The sequence below is a fragment of the Sulfurirhabdus autotrophica genome (assembly GCF_004346685.1).
In the GTDB taxonomy this organism is placed as follows: domain Bacteria; phylum Pseudomonadota; class Gammaproteobacteria; order Burkholderiales; family SMCO01; genus Sulfurirhabdus; species Sulfurirhabdus autotrophica.
The window spans coordinates 122395-140056 of the sequence record NZ_SMCO01000008.1; the positions used below are offsets into that span (position 1 = coordinate 122395).

The window sequence follows — 17662 nt, forward strand, 5'->3', positions numbered from 1 at the left end:
ATTGACTCACCTCACAAAATACAATTTACACCCAGACCATCACCCTCTATTAGCTCTGCAGTCACTTTCCCTTTTTTTCCAAACACAATGGGTTTTTCTGTCACATCCCGCTCAAGCAAATACGTGCCAAATGCGCCTTCTTGTGCGAGCAGGCTTGTTTGATCCATATTGGCTAGCGACAGTGCAAGCCGCGTAAGTATACTGGTTTCGCCTACTTGGGCGCCAATCACATACTTTAAATTACGCGATTTGGCTTCCCTGACGATCTCTAGTGATCGGATAATCCCTCCCATTTTAGAAATGCGTATATTCAGTATCCAGGGAATGGAATAAGTACAGAGTGTTTCTATTTGCTCTATTTTTAAGAAGCTCTCATCCAGAATAATGTGAGCGTTTAACCAATTCGCTATATTTTCCAGCCCATCGTAATCCCCGACACTTAATGGTTCCTCTATTGCCCAAAAAGGGTACCCGAGTGATTGTATATAACCCACCGCCTCGTTTGCATTTTGCCAAAGATTGTTGGCATCCACTCGAACTTTGATATTGGACAATTTAGCCAGTTCGTCTATGTTTTTTTTATCGAGATCATAAGCACCGCACAACTTAACTTTGAAATCATTAAAGCCAAGCTGGGTATACTGCTTCAGTTGATATAAAAAGGCTTTATGATTTGTTACACCCAACACCGCCGTATAAAGAAATTCATTTTGAAGATCAGGCAATTCAAGCAGCGCATCGATAGTTTTATTTTCTTCTTTACCCAACAAATCCAGTATCGCTGTTTCAATGCTGCACCACGCAGCCGGATTATCATTTATCATTTGTTGATGCGACATCACCCATATTTTAAGTGATGCGAGGTTTTCGATCTGAATAATGGTTGATTTGATTTCTTCAAAAAAGGATTTTGCAGAATCAACCGACTCTTGGGTAACATAACTTCGCGGACAACCTTCGCCATAACCCATGAGTCCCCGCTCCGATTTTGCAATCGTCACTACGGCTTCAGTCGCGCTTCGCTCAGCGGCAGCATGCTTGAATGTAACCCGAAAAGGAATTTCAAGCGCCTTTAGCTCAATACCAATCATTTTCATACTTCGACATACTCATCAAATGAAAAAGACACATCCTTTCGATATTGCAACTTCACTATTTTGAATTGCCCTTCACGCTGGCCTGCACTGATGCAGTGCTTTTTGAAAGCTTCCAGCGCACCGGATTTCAAACGGTTTACAGTGGCAGATTTAATTCGACCGCTCTGAATCTTGGCAAGATACTCCATATTTAATTCGCCGATAGTCTGGTTAAGCAACGCAGTAAATGTTACTGGCAACAGAGATGTTTTGCTTTCCAGGTAAAGCACATAGGAAAAATCTGCTTCATCTGCCAGCATAATGAAAAAATCCGGTTCCACAGCAAAAGCCAAACACGTTTGTTGCACCGCCTGAATAACCTGGCTTTCATACAACTTCTCACCCGAAAAGCTGGTTACCCCTTTTCCTTTTTGGACAAACGAAATGGTCGGTGTATTTTCGTATTTACCTGTCACTTCGATGATGTCATTGATAAAATAACGATATAAACCATGCAACGCAGTCACCAGAATGTAGTAACGCTTTCCTGCTTCAATTTGCTCAATCGTTAGCGTGGTATGAATATCTTTGGACCAATCCGTTATTTCAATGAATTCGAAAAATACATCCTGAATAGCTGGCAGACCCAGATTTCTGATGCAGTCCAGGGTGATTGTGCCGCGAAACTCACTACTCAGGTAACCCATTTCTATAATGGCTACCTCTGTGGGCAACAGCCTCTTGAGTTTGGGGATCAGCAATCCACAACTACCGCTTGTCCAAGTCACAACCGCTTTGATATTTGGCCACAGATCATGGAATTTTAATGCACCATGCTTGCTTAATATACGCTTTAGATGCTCTGCACGCCTTGCATTTACTCGACAATAGGGCAGCAGCTTGACGACAACCTCTTTATCTATGGAACCATCAACTAATGACATCAAGTCTCCGGTTGCAACAAAATGAATCAGCTTGTCGGTATGCTGCTGAATAATCTCTTCCAGACGCAAAAAAGTAGAAGGATTTGCGCTGGCGAGAACAGTAATATTTTCTTCAGCCAGGGCGAATGCAGCAATTAACTGATACTTTATTTCGTAATCAACACATTCAAATATCTCGGATGGCAATACATATTGTGAACGTACAATATCAGGCATATTTTTATAGACAATGCCAGACATTGAGCCATAAGGCATGCCATTTTCCAGGTAGCCCTCTATTGCAGGACTGACAACTGCCAGAATTTTTCCTGAAAAAATGCCCGGTACATCTCGGTATTCCGCATAAGAAGCAATTTTCTGTGCCCTCTTATATGCAACGATCGATTCTTCAAGAATGGGAATGTACTTTGCTTTGCCCGTCGTCCCGCTGGTCTGAGCATACATGACGGGGGGAGTGGCAGTGAGACTTGCGAAATGGCCACTGATCTGTTTTTCTATATAGGGGCGTAGTTCTTCATAAGTATGAACAGGTACAATACGCTGATAATCTGTATAGGAACGAATGGCAGATAAATTGAACTTTATGCCGAAATCCGTTGCCGCATTCCGTTTAAGGATTTCCAGTAAAAGACTTTCCTGAGTTTCCCGTGGGCGCTTTGCATCACGTTCCAGTTTCCTGAAATATCGAAAACGAATGACCCACATTTTAAGATAGATCAGCAAACCTATCATAAGCGTTCGTTCCCATCTTGCTGTGCTTTGTCGAGGCCCGGAATAAAGGGGGTTTTCATCTGACTTAAAAATCCCATCGGGTAATGGCGGTTAAGCAAACCCAGATCACCTACAGACGCACCTTTTGGCAAAAAGAATGTGCCAAATAAAATGTCCCATACGATTATATTGTTCCCATAGTTTGTGTTGGATTCTTTAATGGTTCTGGAATGATGCCAACGGTGCAATTCAGGGCCGCTAATAAGGTAATTCAGCCATCCCAGTTTTATATCTACATTACTATGCTGAAAAAACCCCTTGATCGAATACACGACGAAATATAGCGCCAATACTTCGTACGAAACGCCTACTAAAATAAATGGCATGGCATCACAGAGAAATTGCAGGAATTTATCAACCGGATGGAATCTGCCCACATTGATCCAGTTCAACTTTTGAACGGAATGATGAACCGCATGAAAACGCCATAGGGGAGTCCATTCGTGTGCGGCCCGATGCAGCCAATATCGGGGGAAATCTGCAACAAACATCATCAACAACATTTGAATCCACGCAGGGTAACTATGCGGCCACCATTCATCAAGCGCCCACCCTGCGCTTTTAACGTATTCAAGCAACCACATTGCAGTCATGATGGACAACAACTTAGGCAACAACACCTGTATAAGAATCATAAAGGTAACGTCACTTTGCACTTCCGCCCTATTTGGCGCCCAATCTTTACGGTAAGGCAATATATTTTCCAGGAGGGTAATCAATCCAACACCCCCTATGATTGCCGCGATATAACTAGCCAGGCTCCAGTTTATCCCTTGATGGGCTAGCCCATAATAAATTGACAAGGTAATTATCATCACTACCGGATAGGCAATCCACACGGCCATAGATCTTAGCGCGCTATTTACCGGCATTGTTCCGATGCCCATATTTGAAATGAAAATGCCCCAAGAGCAGGGCAAAGGATGCAAGAACAATATGAAAAATAGCGGGAATCGTGGCGCCAAGCCAAGAATGATGCTTTGCAAATGTCAAGCCGGCGACCAACCGGAACACCATCAAAACAAAATACATCGCACCCGGTATCAATAAAAAAATACCGGTTCTATAGCTTGCTCTCGCCCGGCCTTTATGAAAAGGTCGAATAACCAGAGCAAGTAAGACGATGATAACGATCTGAGAAAGCAGGAGCCATGGATAAGGCAACGCACCGCTATACCAACGTTCAAATTGAGGGAGAAAACTTAAGGCATAATATTTTTGAATGAGCTGAGCACACACACGAAAAATAAAGAGGGTATAAAAAAATAACAGCCAGTAAAAATATTGCCGCTGCACTTCATGCTTGTATTTCATGCTGCCAGCTGTCCATGAGCATGTTTATCCAACTGATCAATTACCATACTCATGCACCCCCTACTCCAGGCACTTCAATAAGCACTACCCAGCTATATTTTCTTCCCATTTGCTTGAAACATTTCTAGCAGTATCTTCAAGCTACCGGAATGCAAACTGCCATTATTTTTGCTTGGGAGACTTTAATTGCGCAATAGTATCTTGCTGTAGTTGCTGCAATTTAGGCAAAATAACAGACATGTTTGCCTGCATTCCCTGCATGGTATTTTGCATAAGCTCAGGCATCTTGGATACAACCGCGTGGCCAGCTGGTGATTTGTAGAAATCAAGCATGCCTTTAATCTCTTGCTGGGTGAACGTCTTCTTATAATTATCGATAAAAACCGGTTCAAATTTATCCCATTTCATGCCATCTGCGAATAGAGCCTGCATTTTGGTTTGCATACCATCAATTATTTTTTGCTGATCAGGTGTTGCTTTTTGTCCTGCGAGGGCTTGTTGTATTGACCTTTTCATCGTGCTGTCGAGTTGCGCCTTTATGCCATCAACTAGCTTGCTTGATTGCGTCAGCACGAGTAATTCACGAATCGCAGCATCCGTTGCTGTCTTTTCATTCGCGCCAACTTCAGCTGCAATAGCGGTCTGAAATCCCAATAAAGTTACCAATAACACATAGAATACTCTTTTCACAATATCTCTCCTTGAATGGTGCAATGTTTAAATCGGCAAGTATTTGACGATCGCTTAATGAGGTATAAGCATTGATCTGTATGGAAAGCCCGTTTTATTTTCCCATTTCCAGCTTGAAACGACGTTTTGCGGCATCTTCAGCTCGCGCATCATCCACTTCCCGCATGACACTACCCACATCAACCTGCTTTTCGCTGCGAATAAAGCGACCAGTAAGTGAGACTTCAGGATGCAACTCTCCGCTTTCATAAAGCGACCAGATTTCTTTTCCATATTCTGTTGCACAAAGTTCTGGCGCAAAGCGGCCAAAAAAATTAGTCAGATTATTGACGTCACGTTCCAGCATTTTGGAGGCGTGATTATTGCCAGCAGCGTCTACAGCTTGCGGCAGGTCGATGATGACGGGGCCGTCGCTACTGATCAGTACGTTGTATTCAGAAAGGTCACCATGAACAACACCTGCACATAGCATGCGTACCACCTGCGTCATCATAGTCTGATGATATTCACGGGCCTGTTCCGGGGTTGGCATGACATCATTCAGCCTGGGTGCAGCTTCGCCATTTTCGTCGGTTACCAGCTCCATCAGCAGCACGCCTTCCAGAAAATTATAGGGCTTGGGTACACGAACGCCTGCGGCTGCTAGCCGATACAAGGCATCTACCTCTGCGCTTTGCCATGCTTCTTCCTGCTCTTTGCGGCCAAATTTTGTGCCTTTTTCCATAGCACGAGCACGACGGCTGTTTTTGACTTTGCGGCCTTCGGTGTAATCAACGCTCTGACGGAAGCTGCGTTTGTTGGCCTCTTTATAGACTTTTGCACAGCGGACTTCATCTCCACAGTAAACGACATACACCGTGGCTTCCTTGCCGCTCATGAGCTGACGGATTACGCCATCTACCAGCCCATCATTTACTAGTGGTTCAATTCTACTGGGAATCTTCATTTACACCTTACCGGCCCTTGCCTGACAAAAAACCGGGGCAAAAGCAGGTACGTTAATTGCATACATCGCATAAAATACATTTACCTGGGAGCCCATAATGTTATCTTTACTTAACAGAAGTCAAAATTGTGAGCGTTGCCTGGGCATGCTCCGCTACTTCCCGGCCCAAATTAGTTAGGTAGCCACCATCTTCCAGCGTAAGCAACCCTTTTTCGTGCAAGCGTTTGGTCGCGGCGATGACAGCAGGTTCAGCTGTCTTATGCACCTTAACACCCTGCAAAGTCGTCGCCAGGTCATAGTGTATTAACGTATTCAATTCATCTACTAATTCCGGGGTATAGGCCATGGTCAATCCTCATTATCATTCAAATAAAATAACTGTCTATTAACATCATTCTGTACGAAGACAGTAAAGCAAGTTAAGACCTGAAATACGAACATTTTTTTCTGGCAGCTATATTTCGTCACGCTTTTTATTAGCATAACCACCTTTGATTGGTATGACAATTAAGATGATGATTTTTACACCACCAACTTCCAGGTTTTTAAAGAATTTTACAGGAAACGATCCAGCAATTTACGACTGGCTTTATCCAGTGTGTTGATATCACGTACGAGAAAATGAATACCATTACTATCGGCAATAAGCAGCGTGGTATGCGTCAACCGGCGAATATCATCTTCTCCTTTAAGCACGAACGCTGTGCTGCCACGATCAGTTTCAACCTCCCATGTGCAAGGAGTTGCAAAGCTTGAAACATGGAGAATCCTGTGGATTTCCGGAATAAACTCTCGGCTTGCCAACTCTTCTTCCACTAATATGCGGATATCTTCAGGTAAATCGCTCAGTTGATTGATCCATGCCAGTTCATGGCCATCCGGCGTAACCAGCGCTACCCCTTCCTTGGGTGCAGTAATAGGAAAAGCGTGTACAGGTACGACTCCTTCATGCGTTTCGCCATCCGCGCCAGTAAATACTAATCGGCCAAATGTATTGCGTTTCAGTTGAAAATTAAGCATCTGAACCTCGATCTGTGTCGTCGATATCCGCATCTACATTTCGTGCCTGTGCCTGATAGAGACGGTAATAAGCGCCTTCACGCGCCATCAGTTCGTCATGGTTTCCTACCTCAACAACCTGACCATGGTCGAGCACGACCAACCTGTCAGCACGGCGCAAGGTGGAAAGCCGGTGAGCAATGGCGATGGTGGTTCGTCCCTTGACCAGATTATCCAGGGCTTTCTGAATTTCTTTCTCGGTAGTGGAATCAACCGAGGAAGTCGCTTCGTCCAGAATCAGAATTCGCGGATCAATCAAGAGCGCACGAGCAATGGAAATGCGCTGACGCTCTCCGCCTGACAGGGATTGACCGCGCTCGCCCACCATTGAGTCATAACCCTGAGGCAACCGCAGAATAAACTCATGGGCATGTGCAGCACGGGCAGCTGCGACGACTTCAGCACGGGTTGCGCCGGGCTTTCCATAGGCGATATTTTCAGCAATGGTACCGAAAAACAGGAATGGCTCCTGCAACACCAGACCTATATTGCGTCGATAATCGGATACGGCAATAGAACGAATATCTACGCCATCCAGTCGAATCGATCCCTCGGAAACATCATAAAAACGACAGATCAGATTTACCAGTGTACTTTTTCCCGATCCGCTGTGGCCTACCAGACCAATCATCTCACCCGGGGCAATATTCAGGTTAACCCCCTGGGTGACTGTTCGGTTGCCATAACGGAATCCGGCATTACGAATTTCTATCCCGCCCTTTACCTCTTCAAGGTGAATCGGGTTCGCTGTTTCAGGCACACTGGATACGTGATCGAGAATATCAAAAATACGTTTTGCCCCAGCGGCTGCCTTTTGAGTTACCGAAACAATTCGGCTCATGGAATCGAGCCGGGTATAAAAACGGCTGATATAGGCCAGAAAAGCAACCAGCACACCCACTGTAATATCATTACGAGAAACCTGCCAGATTCCAAAAGCCCATACCACCAGCAGCCCAATTTCAGTGAGCAGGGAAACGGTTGGGGTAAACAGCGACCAGATTTTATTCAATCTGTCATTCACAGCAAGATTATGCTGATTGGCCTCACGAAAGCGCGTTGCTTCCCGTTTTTCCTGCGCAAAAGCCTTGACTACCCGGATGCCGGGTATCGTATCCGCCAACACGTTGGTGACTTCTGACCAGACACGGTCAATCTTCTCAAATCCGGTACGCAATTTATCCCGTACTACATGGATCATCCAGGCGATAAATGGCAATGGCAGTAAGGTTACCAGCGCCAGCCAGGGATTGATAGAGAACAGTATCGCCGCTGTCATGATGATCATGAGCACGTCTGTTGCAAAATCCAGCAGATGCAACGAAAGGAAAACACAAATGCGGTCGGTCTCGGAACCGATACGCGCCATCAGGTCACCTGTTCGTTTCCCCCCAAAGTATTCAAGGGAAAGTCGCATTAAATGCTCGTAAGTAGTCGTTCGGAGATCTGCACCGATACGCTCACTCACCAAAGCAAGTATGTAAGTACGAGCCCAGCCAAGGCTCCATGCCACCAGCGCGGAAGCCAACAACCCCGCCAACAGCAGCATGACCAGCCCTTTATCTATAGGCGCGCCATTCTGGTAGGGAATGAGCACCTTGTCCATCAGGGGCATGGTCAGGTAGGGCGGTACCAGCGTAGCAGCAGTACTCGCCAGCGTCAGTAAAAATCCGGCAAGCAACTGTTTGCTATAGGGTTTGGTAAACCGCCACAAGCGAAACAACGTCCACGTTGAAGGCGGGGTATAAATTTCTTTGGTACAGACGGGACATTTTTCCTGGCCCGGTGGGAGCGGCGCTTTGCAGCTTGGGCAAACAGCCGTTTCTATCTGACTGACTGGTTGACCTGTCAAAACACTGGTGAGTTGCTGGTCAAAATGTTCAACCAGCCGCATGGAAGGCGTATTTTGGCTCAGGGTATAGCGCCAGCAAGCCAGGCGCGCTGTATTATCATACAATTCAAGCCTGCCAACCCCTGCATGATCATGGCGTTTAAGCGATAGCCCTTCTCCAAAAGACCATGACCGCCATGTTGTTTCATCCTGCATTCTGGCCAGAAGTCGCTGGTTTGTCACCGCAACCAGACCGCGTGTGAAATGCAGCAGTTCATTGAGATCCACTTCAAACCACGCGACAACCTGTTCGGCATGAGCTAGCTGCGATTCCACCCCTGCCCGCCATGAATCTGGCAGCGTTTTACCTGCTGGCACGGAAATATGAGAGGAGGTTGTCATTATTCAACCCACTCAAAGACACAGCCCTGCCCGTCAGAACAAACAAACATTCCCGGCCCCGTTAAGTGAGACGAATAGAAGGGAAAATTGTATTTGCTATTGTTGGTCGCCAATTGTCTAAAAGAGCTAAATGTTCTATGTGTAAATACAGGTATTGAGTTCATTCGTACTACAAGATTTCTCTATCTAATCAAGTTGATTGTGCAATTATACCTTGCCATTCAGGCATTCGCGGAGTTTACTTGTCTTGGTAGCAAGAGTACAGTATTAACCGTAATATAAGGCATGCACCCCACAAAAAAGGATTTTAAGCGCTTTTTACCTGCATTAGAATAAACGAAATTACGCACTTTAGTGTGCTTGCGGTTATACATGCATAAAAACCGGGAATTCCCTACTGCTACATTCTTTGGCTTTTCGGTTTTAGCCTGCCATAACCACCGCCCAAACGAAATCTTTTGCGCCTTCCGGTAAACCATTTACCCCTTTTTGCGTTAATACTTTTTAGATAGTAGTCTGTTTATTATTTTAATTGCCCGCATCAATTGCTCAGCCTGGCACTAAACTTATGGAAAGGATCACATGGAATTTCTCAAGGTCATGTCTCTACGCGGACCAAATATTTGGACGTATCGTCCGGCTGTTGAAGCGTGGGTTGACATTGGCGCCCTGGAAGACTCTCCTTCCAACACTATCCCTGGTTTTTATGAACGACTGACTGCATGGCTGCCTTCCCTGATTGAACACCGTTGCGGTGTAGGGGAACGTGGTGGATTCCTGCAACGCGTGCGGGAAGGCACCTGGCCTGGCCATATCCTTGAACACGTCACCATTGAATTGCAGAACATGGCTGGCATGCAAAGCGGCTTTGGCAAGGCACGTGAAACTTCAACTCGGGGCGTATATAAAGTCGTGGTGCGGGCACGTAACGAACAAGTCAGCCGCGCCTGCTTGTACGCTGGTCGCGATCTGGTCATGGCAGCAATCGAAGACCGCCCTTTTGATGTACCAGCGACGGTTGCGTATCTGCGCTCACTGTCTGATGAATTACTACTTGGCCCCAGCACCGCTTGCATTGTAGACGCAGCGACTGAGCGGCACATTCCTTCTATCCGACTAAGTGAAGGCAACTTGGTTCAACTTGGATACGGCGCCAGTCAACGACGCATCTGGACTGCCGAAACCAGCAAAACCAGCGCTATCGCCGAGAGCATTTCCAGTGATAAAGACTTAACCAAGAGCCTGTTACAGGCTTGCGGTGTGCCCATCCCCGAAGGCAGACTCGTCGATAGCCCTGAAGATGCGTGGGAAGCGGCCGAAGATATTGGTACACCGGTTGTGGTTAAGCCACAAGATGGGAACCATGGACGCGGCGTTTCCACTGATCTGCATTCCCGTGAAGAAATCGAAGCGGCTTATCAGGTTGCCCGTGGAGAAGGTAGCGGTGTCATTGTAGAACGCTTCATTCGCGGAAACGAACACCGCCTTCTGGTAGTAGGGGGACGACTGGTAGCAGCTGCGCGAGGGGAATCGGCATCAGTAATGGGTAATGGCCACTCAACAATCGAAGAACTCATCGACAGCCAGCTGAACACTGACCCACGCCGTGGCACGACTGAAGACTACCCGCTCAATCAGATTCATGTAGACGATGATCCCGCTGTCAAACTGGAACTCACCCGGCAAGGGTTCACCGCTGACTCAATACCCCAAAAAGGTATGCAGGTACTGATTCAGCGCAATGGCAACGTGGCATTCGATGTCACCGATCAGGTTCACCCCAGTGTTGCGGCAACCGTCTCGCTTGCCGCGCGCGTGGTGGGACTGGATATTGCTGGCATCGACCTGGTTGCAGAAGACATTTCCCGCCCGCTGGACGAACAAGGCGGTGCAATTGTCGAAGTCAATGCAGGCCCAGGCCTGCTGATGCATCTTAAGCCTGTTGAAGGCACCCCGCGCCCAGTAGGCAAAGCGATTGTTGACAATCTTTTTCCTCAGGATGAAAGCGGTCGAATTCCTATCGTTGGAATTACCGGTACAAACGGCAAGACTGTAGTGGCAAGAATTGTGGCGCGACTCATTCATTTGAGCGGCAAGCATGTCGGCCTGACATGCAGTGATGGTGTTTATCTTGACCGTCGCCAGGTAGAAAAAGGCAATCAGGCGAATTGGACAGCTGCTCATAAAGTGACCATGAACCCTTCAGTAGAAGCTGCCGTATTTGAAACTGACAGCGGTACGATTTTAAGTGAAGGTCTGGCTTACGATCGGTGTCAGGTGGCTGTCGTCACCAATATAGGTCAGGCCGATCATCTTGGCGAGTATTACATTGAATCACCCGAGAAAATGTACAACGTTATGCGTACGCTGGTTGACGTTGTATTGCCTGAGGGTTTTGCCATATTGAATGCGAATGATCCGCTGGTGGCTGAAATGGCCTCGCTTTGTGATGGTACCGTCATTTTATTTGCCATTGACCCTGCAATCCCAGCCATTACCGAGCATCTGGCAAAAAACGGACGTGCGGTATATGTACGGGATGAGAAACTGGTTATGGCTACAGGTACTGCAGAAACAAGCCTTACGACTATTGCATCCATTCCGCTTACCTGCGGTGGCAAAGTCCCTTTCCAGATAGAAAATATTCTGGCTGCCACAGGCGCTGCATGGGCACTGGGCATTTCACACGATCTTATTCGCGCTGGCATTGAGTCATTTGATGTTGGGCAGTCTGATGCGCCAGGACGATTTTCCGTATTCGAACATGAAGACACAACGATTGTCGTGGACAACGCTCATAATGCTTCCGCCCTGGAAGCGCTCGTCGCAGCTGTTGACCAATATGCTACAGGCAAACGCAGTATCGTCTATGCAGCGGGCGCCAATCGTCGGGGCACAGATTTAATCAAGCAAGGTGAAATACTCGGCAATACTTTTGATCATGTAGTTATCTACGACAACGCTTCTGTAGCAAGCACACACTCACACGAAGAAGCTCGCAAATTATTGCGTCAAGGTATTGAAAGTGGAGCCCGCGTCACTGAAATTACTGAACAGCAAAATCATCAAGCTGCGATCGAAGCTGCCATCGCACGAACCAAACCTGGCGAGATTCTGGTATTACAGTCCGCTGAAGGAAACGCTGGAGCAACAGCAAACCAGGTATGCCAGCTGGTTGGATAAGTATTTAACGCATTATCCTGGAAAACAGTTCCAGGTATTATTACAACACGGTCAAGCAACCGTCCGGAAAAACAGGAAATTTGTACATGCAAGTATCACGAATCCGAGCACTGCGCGGTCCCAACCTGTGGAGCCGCCATACTGCCATCGAAGCCATAGTGTCCTGCTCAGCAGCAAAACTGTCCATTGGCGATATTCCCGGTTTCGAAGCTCGGCTTCGCACACGCTTTCCCGAAATTGGTTCACTACAACCTGTCGGTAGTGAAGCGACTATTCCCATTGCATTTGCACTTGAATTCGCCGCTCTCGGTCTCCAGGCGCATGCAGGATGCCCGGTTACCTTCAGCCGTACTGCACAAACAACAGAGCTGGGTGTATTCCAGGTCATCGTAGAGTATACCGAGGAAGCTGTTGGACGACTTGCATTCGAGCTTGCTGAAGCACTTTGTCATGCCGCTGCAGATGACACCCCTTTTGATCTGGTTGATGCACTGAAACGCATCCGTGAGCTGGATGAAGACATACGCCTTGGCCCAAGCACCGGTGCTATTGTGCAGGCTGCCACTACACGTAACATTCCTTATCGCCGCTTGACTGAAGGCAGCATGGTGCAATTTGGCTGGGGAAGTAAACAGCGGCGTATTCAGGCCGCTGAAACAGATCGCACCAGCGCCATTGCTGAATCGATCGCACAGGATAAGGAATTGACGAAAAACTTGCTGGATGCAGCCGGCGTGCCGGTTCCAAAAGGCAGACCCGTATCCGATGCAGAAGACGCCTGGAAAGCAGCCTGCGAGATTGGTGGCGCAGTAGTGATCAAACCTCGGGACGGCAATCAGGGGAAAGGGGTTGCTGTTAATGTAGAAACCCGTGAGCAAGTACTTGCTGCTTATGCAGCTTCTTCTGAAGTCAGTTCGGATATCATGGTTGAACGGTATATTCCCGGCTATGACTTCCGCCTGTTTGTTGTCGGTAAGAATCTTGTTGCTGCGGCTCGTCGCGATCCGCCCCAATTGATTGGCGACGGTGTGCATTCCATTACAAACTTGGTCGAACAAATAAATGCTGACCCACGCCGCAGTGAAGGTCATGCAACATCCCTGACCAAAATCCGGCTGGATGACATTGCAGTAGCCGTACTTGCCAAGCAAAACCACACAGTTGATTCAATACCCGGAATGGGCGAACTGGTCATATTACGCAACAATGCCAACCTCAGCACAGGTGGCTCAGCAACAGACGTAACCGAAGACGTCCACCCCGAAGTGGCAGCCCGTGCCATTGCCGCTGCACAAATGGTCGGACTGGATATTTGTGGTGTAGACATGGTGTGTGAAAGCATGCACAAACCTCTCGAAGAACAGGGCGGAGGCATTGTTGAAGTAAATGCTGCTCCCGGCTTGCGTATGCACCTTCACCCTTCGTTTGGTAAAGGACGCGCTGTAGGTGAAGCCATTATTGCCTCCATGTTTGCCGAAGGAGAAGATGGCCGGATTCCTGTGGTTGCGGTAGCCGGCACCAACGGAAAAACCACCACTGTTCGGCTTATCGCGCATATTATGGGCGTCAAAGGGTTGCGCGTGGGCATGACAAATTCTGATGGGGTTTACATTCAAAACCTGCGCATCGACACCGGCGACTGCAGTGGCCCAAAAAGTGCACGAAATGTCCTGCTTCACCCAGACGTAGATGCAGCTGTATTTGAAACTGCGCGCGGCGGCGTACTGCGCGAAGGACTTGCCTTTGATCGCTGCAACGTCGCAGTGGTCACCAACATTGGTTTAGGTGACCATTTAGGCTTAAGCTTTATCAGCACGGTAGAAGACCTCGCTGTCGTCAAGCGCGTCATTGTTGAAAATGTTGCGCCCAATGGCACCGCAGTACTGAATGCAGCGGACCCAATGGTCGCAAAAATGGCTGACTCCTGTTCCGGCTCCGTCACATTTTTCACCAGCGACCCGCACCATCCCGTTATGGCCACCCACCGCGCTCGCGGCCAACGCGTTGTATATGTTGACGATGACAAAATAGTCGCAGCAGAAGGCAGTTTTGAATACCGCATACCCGTGGCGAATATCCCCCTCACCCGAAACGGCACTATCGGTTTTCAGGTCGAAAATGCCATGGGTTCCATAGCTGCAGCATGGGCACTGGGCCTTGACTGGGAAACCATCAGCACAGGCCTGAGCACGTTCGTCAACGATGCTCAAACCGCACCAGGCCGATTTAACATGTTCAACTATAAAGGTGCTACCCTCATTGCCGACTATGGCCACAATCCCGACGCCATTCTGGCACTCGTCAACGCCATTGACCATATACCATCTAAACGCAGACTTGTAGTAGTCAGTGGCGCTGGCGATCGACGCGACGAAGATATCCGTCAACAAACCCAGATTTTGGGTGATGCTTTCGACGAAGTCATCTTGTATCAGGACCAATGCCAGCGTGGGCGAGAAGATGGTGAAGTGCTGGCCCTGTTACAGCAAGGCCTTGAAAACGCTAAACGCGCCAAGCATATTCAGGAAATTCGGGGGGAATTCCTGGCTACTGACACGGCGCTGACCAAACTGGAACCAGGGGATTTATGCCTGATTCTGATTGATCAGGTGGATGAAGCGCTGGAACATATCGCCAAGCGGATTGCAGAGGGCTGATAATTCGCAGTACTAATAATACCTGAGGTAGGGAGTAGCCCGACGGCTGGTATCTTGTTTTTATTTGCCCAAAAGAAAGGCACCAAAGAAAACAAAGTTTGCGAGCTTTCGCCTATTGGCGAAATGCCTGCTTACCCCATTTCAGTGAAGACTAAACTTTAGGTTATGCCGGAGCTAAAAAGGCACCCTATTCCATCCGCCCTTCGGGCTCCCTCGGTTTGGATTTTGAACCGGGCGGCTGTGCAAACTAGCACGTAACCGTGCTCAGACAGACTTGCCTTCCCCCGTTTCAAAACACAAACCGAGGCGATACAACAAAGGGAACCAACAACAAGCTGGCATAGCCAGCATCAGAACGCGCTACGCGCGTGACCTTTGACTCACCCCCCATCTGCGCCGCTGATGGTTACCGGAAAAATCGGGAAGAAGGCAGCGCATGTCTGAGCACATTCATGTGCGAGTTTGCGCAGCCGCCCGATTTATCCGGTAACCATCAGGCATCCCGAAGGGACGGCGCAGTTGGCGTCGCCTTCTTTTGGTTACTTTGCTTGGCGAAGCAAGAAAAGTGACTAGCCGCCGGACTACCCCCGGCCTCGGAAGGCCACATTGAGCAAAGATTAAACCTAGAAACCTCAGTTGACCGCTAGACTGGATATTTAACCTTATGGCTCTAATAAACTTTTTGATGATTTTCTGGTTCAGTAGACAATTCATCTATACTTCAGATTTAAGTCATTTGCTTTATAAGGAGAACTTATGCGTTCCCAATTCATTCTGTTCACATTACTGCTGGCTTTTGCAGTTCATACGCCCGCAGCTGAAATTGATAACGAATTAAAACGGCTACAAAATATTCTAACCACCCTGAATCAGGAACTAGAGGCAACTTATCGCCAGTTCCAAATGATTCAGGAAGCGCGACGCGCAAATGCTCAGCAAGAAATCTCTTCAGGCCCTCGCCCTGGGCTAGACAATCGAAACTACGACGATATCATCGCAGCTCAAAACGAAGCGAGAGACCGAGGGAAAGAGCTTTCCAGGGAGATGAATCAATTGCTAACCAAGGTAAAAGAAATTGAAGTCCAAAAGCAACCACTACTGCAAAGAGTCTATGAGCTAGTTCGCACCAACTCAGCATCTAATTCAGAGCTACAACCAGTGGAGGCCCCTACCACTACAGGAAAAACTCAAACCCAAGGAAAATCCCCGGCAATAAAACCATGATTCCTCTCCATCCTGCACACTACTATGCCAACCGAGGTTGTCTGTCAAAAAATAAAATTTACCGTGATGGTATGCGAGGCTGGCATGCATTGGGGTTAACTTTTGTCAAACCAGAAAAATAAGTGTCTGATTAATCAACATATCAGATATTTCCCGCGTATATTTACTCACAGATACGCGGTGCACGTATTTGACTTCTCCCCATCTGCGCCGCTGAGGGTTGCCGGAAAAATCGGGGGGAAGGCAGCGCATGTTTGAGCACGTGGACGCAAAGCGGATCGTGCGAGTTTGCGCTGCCGCCCGATTTATCCGGCAACCCTCAGGTATCCCGAAGGGACGGCGCAGTTGGCGTCGCCTTCTTTTGGTTACTTTGCTTGGCGAAGCAAGAAAAGTGACTAGCCGCCGGGCTACCCCCGGTAGGTCAATTCAATTCGACTTTAACTAACAAGTCGAACGCTATCACAAAGTGAACACAGACTCATTTGCAAATAGCCAACTATGACAGAATGCATAACTCATGGCTGCTCCTCAGTGATGTGATCGTTAAAGTATTGATGCAAAGCGTGGAGTGCTGGCACGATCTGGCGCAAGGTATTTCCGTAAGTGTTTCCACTTACAACAACACGTGCAGAACCACCATTGAATTTAAATGCCCAAAATTCCAATTGGCATGAAGTGGGATTGTTAAAATTCTCTATATCTTCGCGCGTCATCACAAAAACATTCTGCCTCACTCCACAGAACATCGTACGCGGACTCCCATCTTCCTTGGGCCATCCACGCAAGACAATATCCATCTGATGCGTAACATCCGTTGGTCTCAATTTGACCAAATATTCCCTCTTAAACATCCTCACTTCCAAATCTTCATAATACTTAAGCCTAACCACAAGTTCTGCTGGCCATTCGACAGGCGGCCCTGGCGGCCCCTTGCAGTCGTCCGGATGTTGTTTACAATGTTTTACACTATCAGGGGGGGCACCTAACAGTGCCTTCACAATAAATGAATGTGTATATTGTGGAAGTTCAGTTGGCTTGTGACCCGCTCTTGTCCACATTTTTTGTGAAATTATTTCTTTGCCTGTCCAGTAAAAAGTGTCGTTGATCGTAGCTGCGCCACACTCTTCATCCTTTGTCCACATGCTATATTCCATTTCCCAAGGGAGTTTGGTTGCATCAAGAACATAACGACTACCTCTAATGGGCACACGAGATTTATCTAGCCACTTTGCGTTGCACTTTTCCACTGCTTTCTCATGGGCTTTGTATAGTGCAGCTCGCTGGTCTTTGGAGAGACCTAGATCATCTCCACAGCCTCCGACTAGAATACCTGACGCTACCAGAAGAATCAGTTTCAGCTTTGTATTACCGAGAGATATCAATGGGAATTGCGCCAAATGACTAAATAGCACTCGTAAATTGAGTTGATATAAATAATGCCAATATTTATGGCCTTTCATTTTTTATTTTGGGTCTTAGGAAGTTAAGCACGTTTTAAAGTGTGCTAACTTCCTAAGATGATTAATAAAAATAGATATTATTGCCGTTCTCGAATCAGCGAAGCT

General features: G+C 47.5%; 14 protein-coding genes. 4 read left to right on the forward strand and 10 right to left on the reverse strand.

The window, feature by feature from the left end; all coding sequences use genetic code 11:
• Positions 1-11 precede the first annotated feature (11 nt).
• From EDC63_RS09955 to EDC63_RS09995, 9 genes are all read right to left on the reverse strand, one after another.
• The gene (locus tag EDC63_RS09955; protein ID WP_124946632.1) at positions 12-1097 is read right to left on the reverse strand and encodes an enolase C-terminal domain-like protein; all 1086 of its coding nucleotides are present in this window, start codon (positions 1095-1097) and stop codon (positions 12-14) included.
• Positions 1094-2752, reverse strand: coding sequence for a GH3 auxin-responsive promoter family protein (locus EDC63_RS09960; protein ID WP_124946633.1), 1659 nt, complete (start codon positions 2750-2752; stop codon positions 1094-1096). Before EDC63_RS09960 ends, EDC63_RS09955 begins: the two co-directional genes overlap by 4 nt.
• Positions 2749-3636: a sterol desaturase family protein gene (locus EDC63_RS09965; protein ID WP_165922968.1), complete on the reverse strand. Its 888-nt coding sequence runs from the start codon at positions 3634-3636 to the stop codon at positions 2749-2751. Before EDC63_RS09965 ends, EDC63_RS09960 begins: the two co-directional genes overlap by 4 nt.
• Positions 3637-3649: 13 nt before the next feature.
• Positions 3650-4105, reverse strand: coding sequence for a hypothetical protein (locus tag EDC63_RS09970; protein ID WP_124946635.1), 456 nt, complete (start codon positions 4103-4105; stop codon positions 3650-3652).
• Between the two features lie 162 nt (positions 4106-4267).
• Positions 4268-4795 carry a DUF2059 domain-containing protein gene (locus EDC63_RS09975; RefSeq protein ID WP_124946636.1) on the reverse strand — a complete coding sequence of 176 codons (528 nt, stop codon included), beginning with the start codon at positions 4793-4795 and terminating at the stop codon, positions 4268-4270.
• 94 nt (positions 4796-4889) lie between these two features.
• Positions 4890-5741, reverse strand: coding sequence for a PA4780 family RIO1-like protein kinase (locus tag EDC63_RS09980; protein ID WP_124946637.1), 852 nt, complete (start codon positions 5739-5741; stop codon positions 4890-4892).
• Positions 5742-5847: 106 nt separating this feature from the next.
• Positions 5848-6087 (reverse strand): TIGR02647 family protein, encoded by a 240-nt coding sequence (locus EDC63_RS09985; RefSeq protein WP_124946638.1) that lies wholly within the window; start codon positions 6085-6087, stop codon positions 5848-5850.
• 209 nt (positions 6088-6296) lie between these two features.
• Entirely contained in the window at positions 6297-6761 is a 465-nt protein-coding gene (locus tag EDC63_RS09990) for a cyanophycin metabolism-associated DUF1854 family protein (protein WP_124946639.1), read from the reverse strand.
• A complete protein-coding gene (locus tag EDC63_RS09995) occupies positions 6754-9033 on the reverse strand; it encodes a cyanophycin metabolism-associated ABC transporter (protein ID WP_124946640.1) in 2280 nt (759 codons plus the stop codon). Before EDC63_RS09995 ends, EDC63_RS09990 begins: the two co-directional genes overlap by 8 nt.
• A 582-nt stretch (positions 9034-9615) precedes the next feature.
• Here EDC63_RS09995 and cphA (EDC63_RS10000) point away from each other — a divergent pair.
• The 4 genes from cphA (EDC63_RS10000) to EDC63_RS18560 all read left to right on the forward strand — a co-directional run bounded on the left by cphA (EDC63_RS10000) (position 9616) and on the right by EDC63_RS18560 (position 16542).
• Positions 9616-12216 (forward strand): cyanophycin synthetase, encoded by a 2601-nt coding sequence (gene cphA / locus EDC63_RS10000; protein WP_124946641.1) that lies wholly within the window; start codon positions 9616-9618, stop codon positions 12214-12216.
• Between the two features lie 86 nt (positions 12217-12302).
• Positions 12303-14873, forward strand: coding sequence for a cyanophycin synthetase (cphA, locus tag EDC63_RS10005; protein WP_124946642.1), 2571 nt, complete (start codon positions 12303-12305; stop codon positions 14871-14873).
• A 756-nt stretch (positions 14874-15629) separates the two neighbouring features.
• Complete coding sequence (locus EDC63_RS10010) at positions 15630-16097, forward strand: hypothetical protein (RefSeq protein WP_124946643.1); 468 nt, start codon at positions 15630-15632, stop codon at positions 16095-16097.
• Positions 16098-16347: 250 nt separating this feature from the next.
• Positions 16348-16542, forward strand: coding sequence for a hypothetical protein (locus EDC63_RS18560; RefSeq protein ID WP_165922969.1), 195 nt, complete (start codon positions 16348-16350; stop codon positions 16540-16542).
• Positions 16543-16612: 70 nt separating this feature from the next.
• Here EDC63_RS18560 and EDC63_RS10015 read toward each other — a convergent pair whose 3' ends face one another.
• Entirely contained in the window at positions 16613-17557 is a 945-nt protein-coding gene (locus EDC63_RS10015) for a hypothetical protein (protein WP_124946644.1), read from the reverse strand.
• Positions 17558-17662 lie beyond the last annotated feature (105 nt).

Excerpts from the sequence above, each read along its gene's own strand:
- cphA (WP_124946642.1), top strand. The coding sequence starts at position 12,303 with ATGCAAGTATCACGAATCCGAGCACTGCGCGGTCCCAACCTGTGGAGC.
- EDC63_RS09985 (WP_124946638.1), bottom strand. The coding sequence starts at position 6,087 with ATGGCCTATACCCCGGAATTAGTAGATGAATTGAATACGTTAATACAC.
- EDC63_RS09990 (WP_124946639.1), bottom strand. The coding sequence starts at position 6,761 with ATGCTTAATTTTCAACTGAAACGCAATACATTTGGCCGATTAGTATTT.
- EDC63_RS10010 (WP_124946643.1), top strand. The coding sequence starts at position 15,630 with ATGCGTTCCCAATTCATTCTGTTCACATTACTGCTGGCTTTTGCAGTT.
- EDC63_RS09960 (WP_124946633.1), bottom strand. The coding sequence starts at position 2,752 with ATGATAGGTTTGCTGATCTATCTTAAAATGTGGGTCATTCGTTTTCGA.
- EDC63_RS18560 (WP_165922969.1), top strand. The coding sequence starts at position 16,348 with ATGTTTGAGCACGTGGACGCAAAGCGGATCGTGCGAGTTTGCGCTGCC.
- EDC63_RS09955 (WP_124946632.1), bottom strand. The coding sequence starts at position 1,097 with ATGAAAATGATTGGTATTGAGCTAAAGGCGCTTGAAATTCCTTTTCGG.
- EDC63_RS09970 (WP_124946635.1), bottom strand. The coding sequence starts at position 4,105 with ATGAAATACAAGCATGAAGTGCAGCGGCAATATTTTTACTGGCTGTTA.
- EDC63_RS09965 (WP_165922968.1), bottom strand. The coding sequence starts at position 3,636 with ATGGCCGTGTGGATTGCCTATCCGGTAGTGATGATAATTACCTTGTCA.
- cphA (WP_124946641.1), top strand. The coding sequence starts at position 9,616 with ATGGAATTTCTCAAGGTCATGTCTCTACGCGGACCAAATATTTGGACG.
- EDC63_RS10015 (WP_124946644.1), bottom strand. The coding sequence starts at position 17,557 with ATGAAAGGCCATAAATATTGGCATTATTTATATCAACTCAATTTACGA.
- EDC63_RS09980 (WP_124946637.1), bottom strand. The coding sequence starts at position 5,741 with ATGAAGATTCCCAGTAGAATTGAACCACTAGTAAATGATGGGCTGGTA.
- EDC63_RS09995 (WP_124946640.1), bottom strand. The coding sequence starts at position 9,033 with ATGACAACCTCCTCTCATATTTCCGTGCCAGCAGGTAAAACGCTGCCA.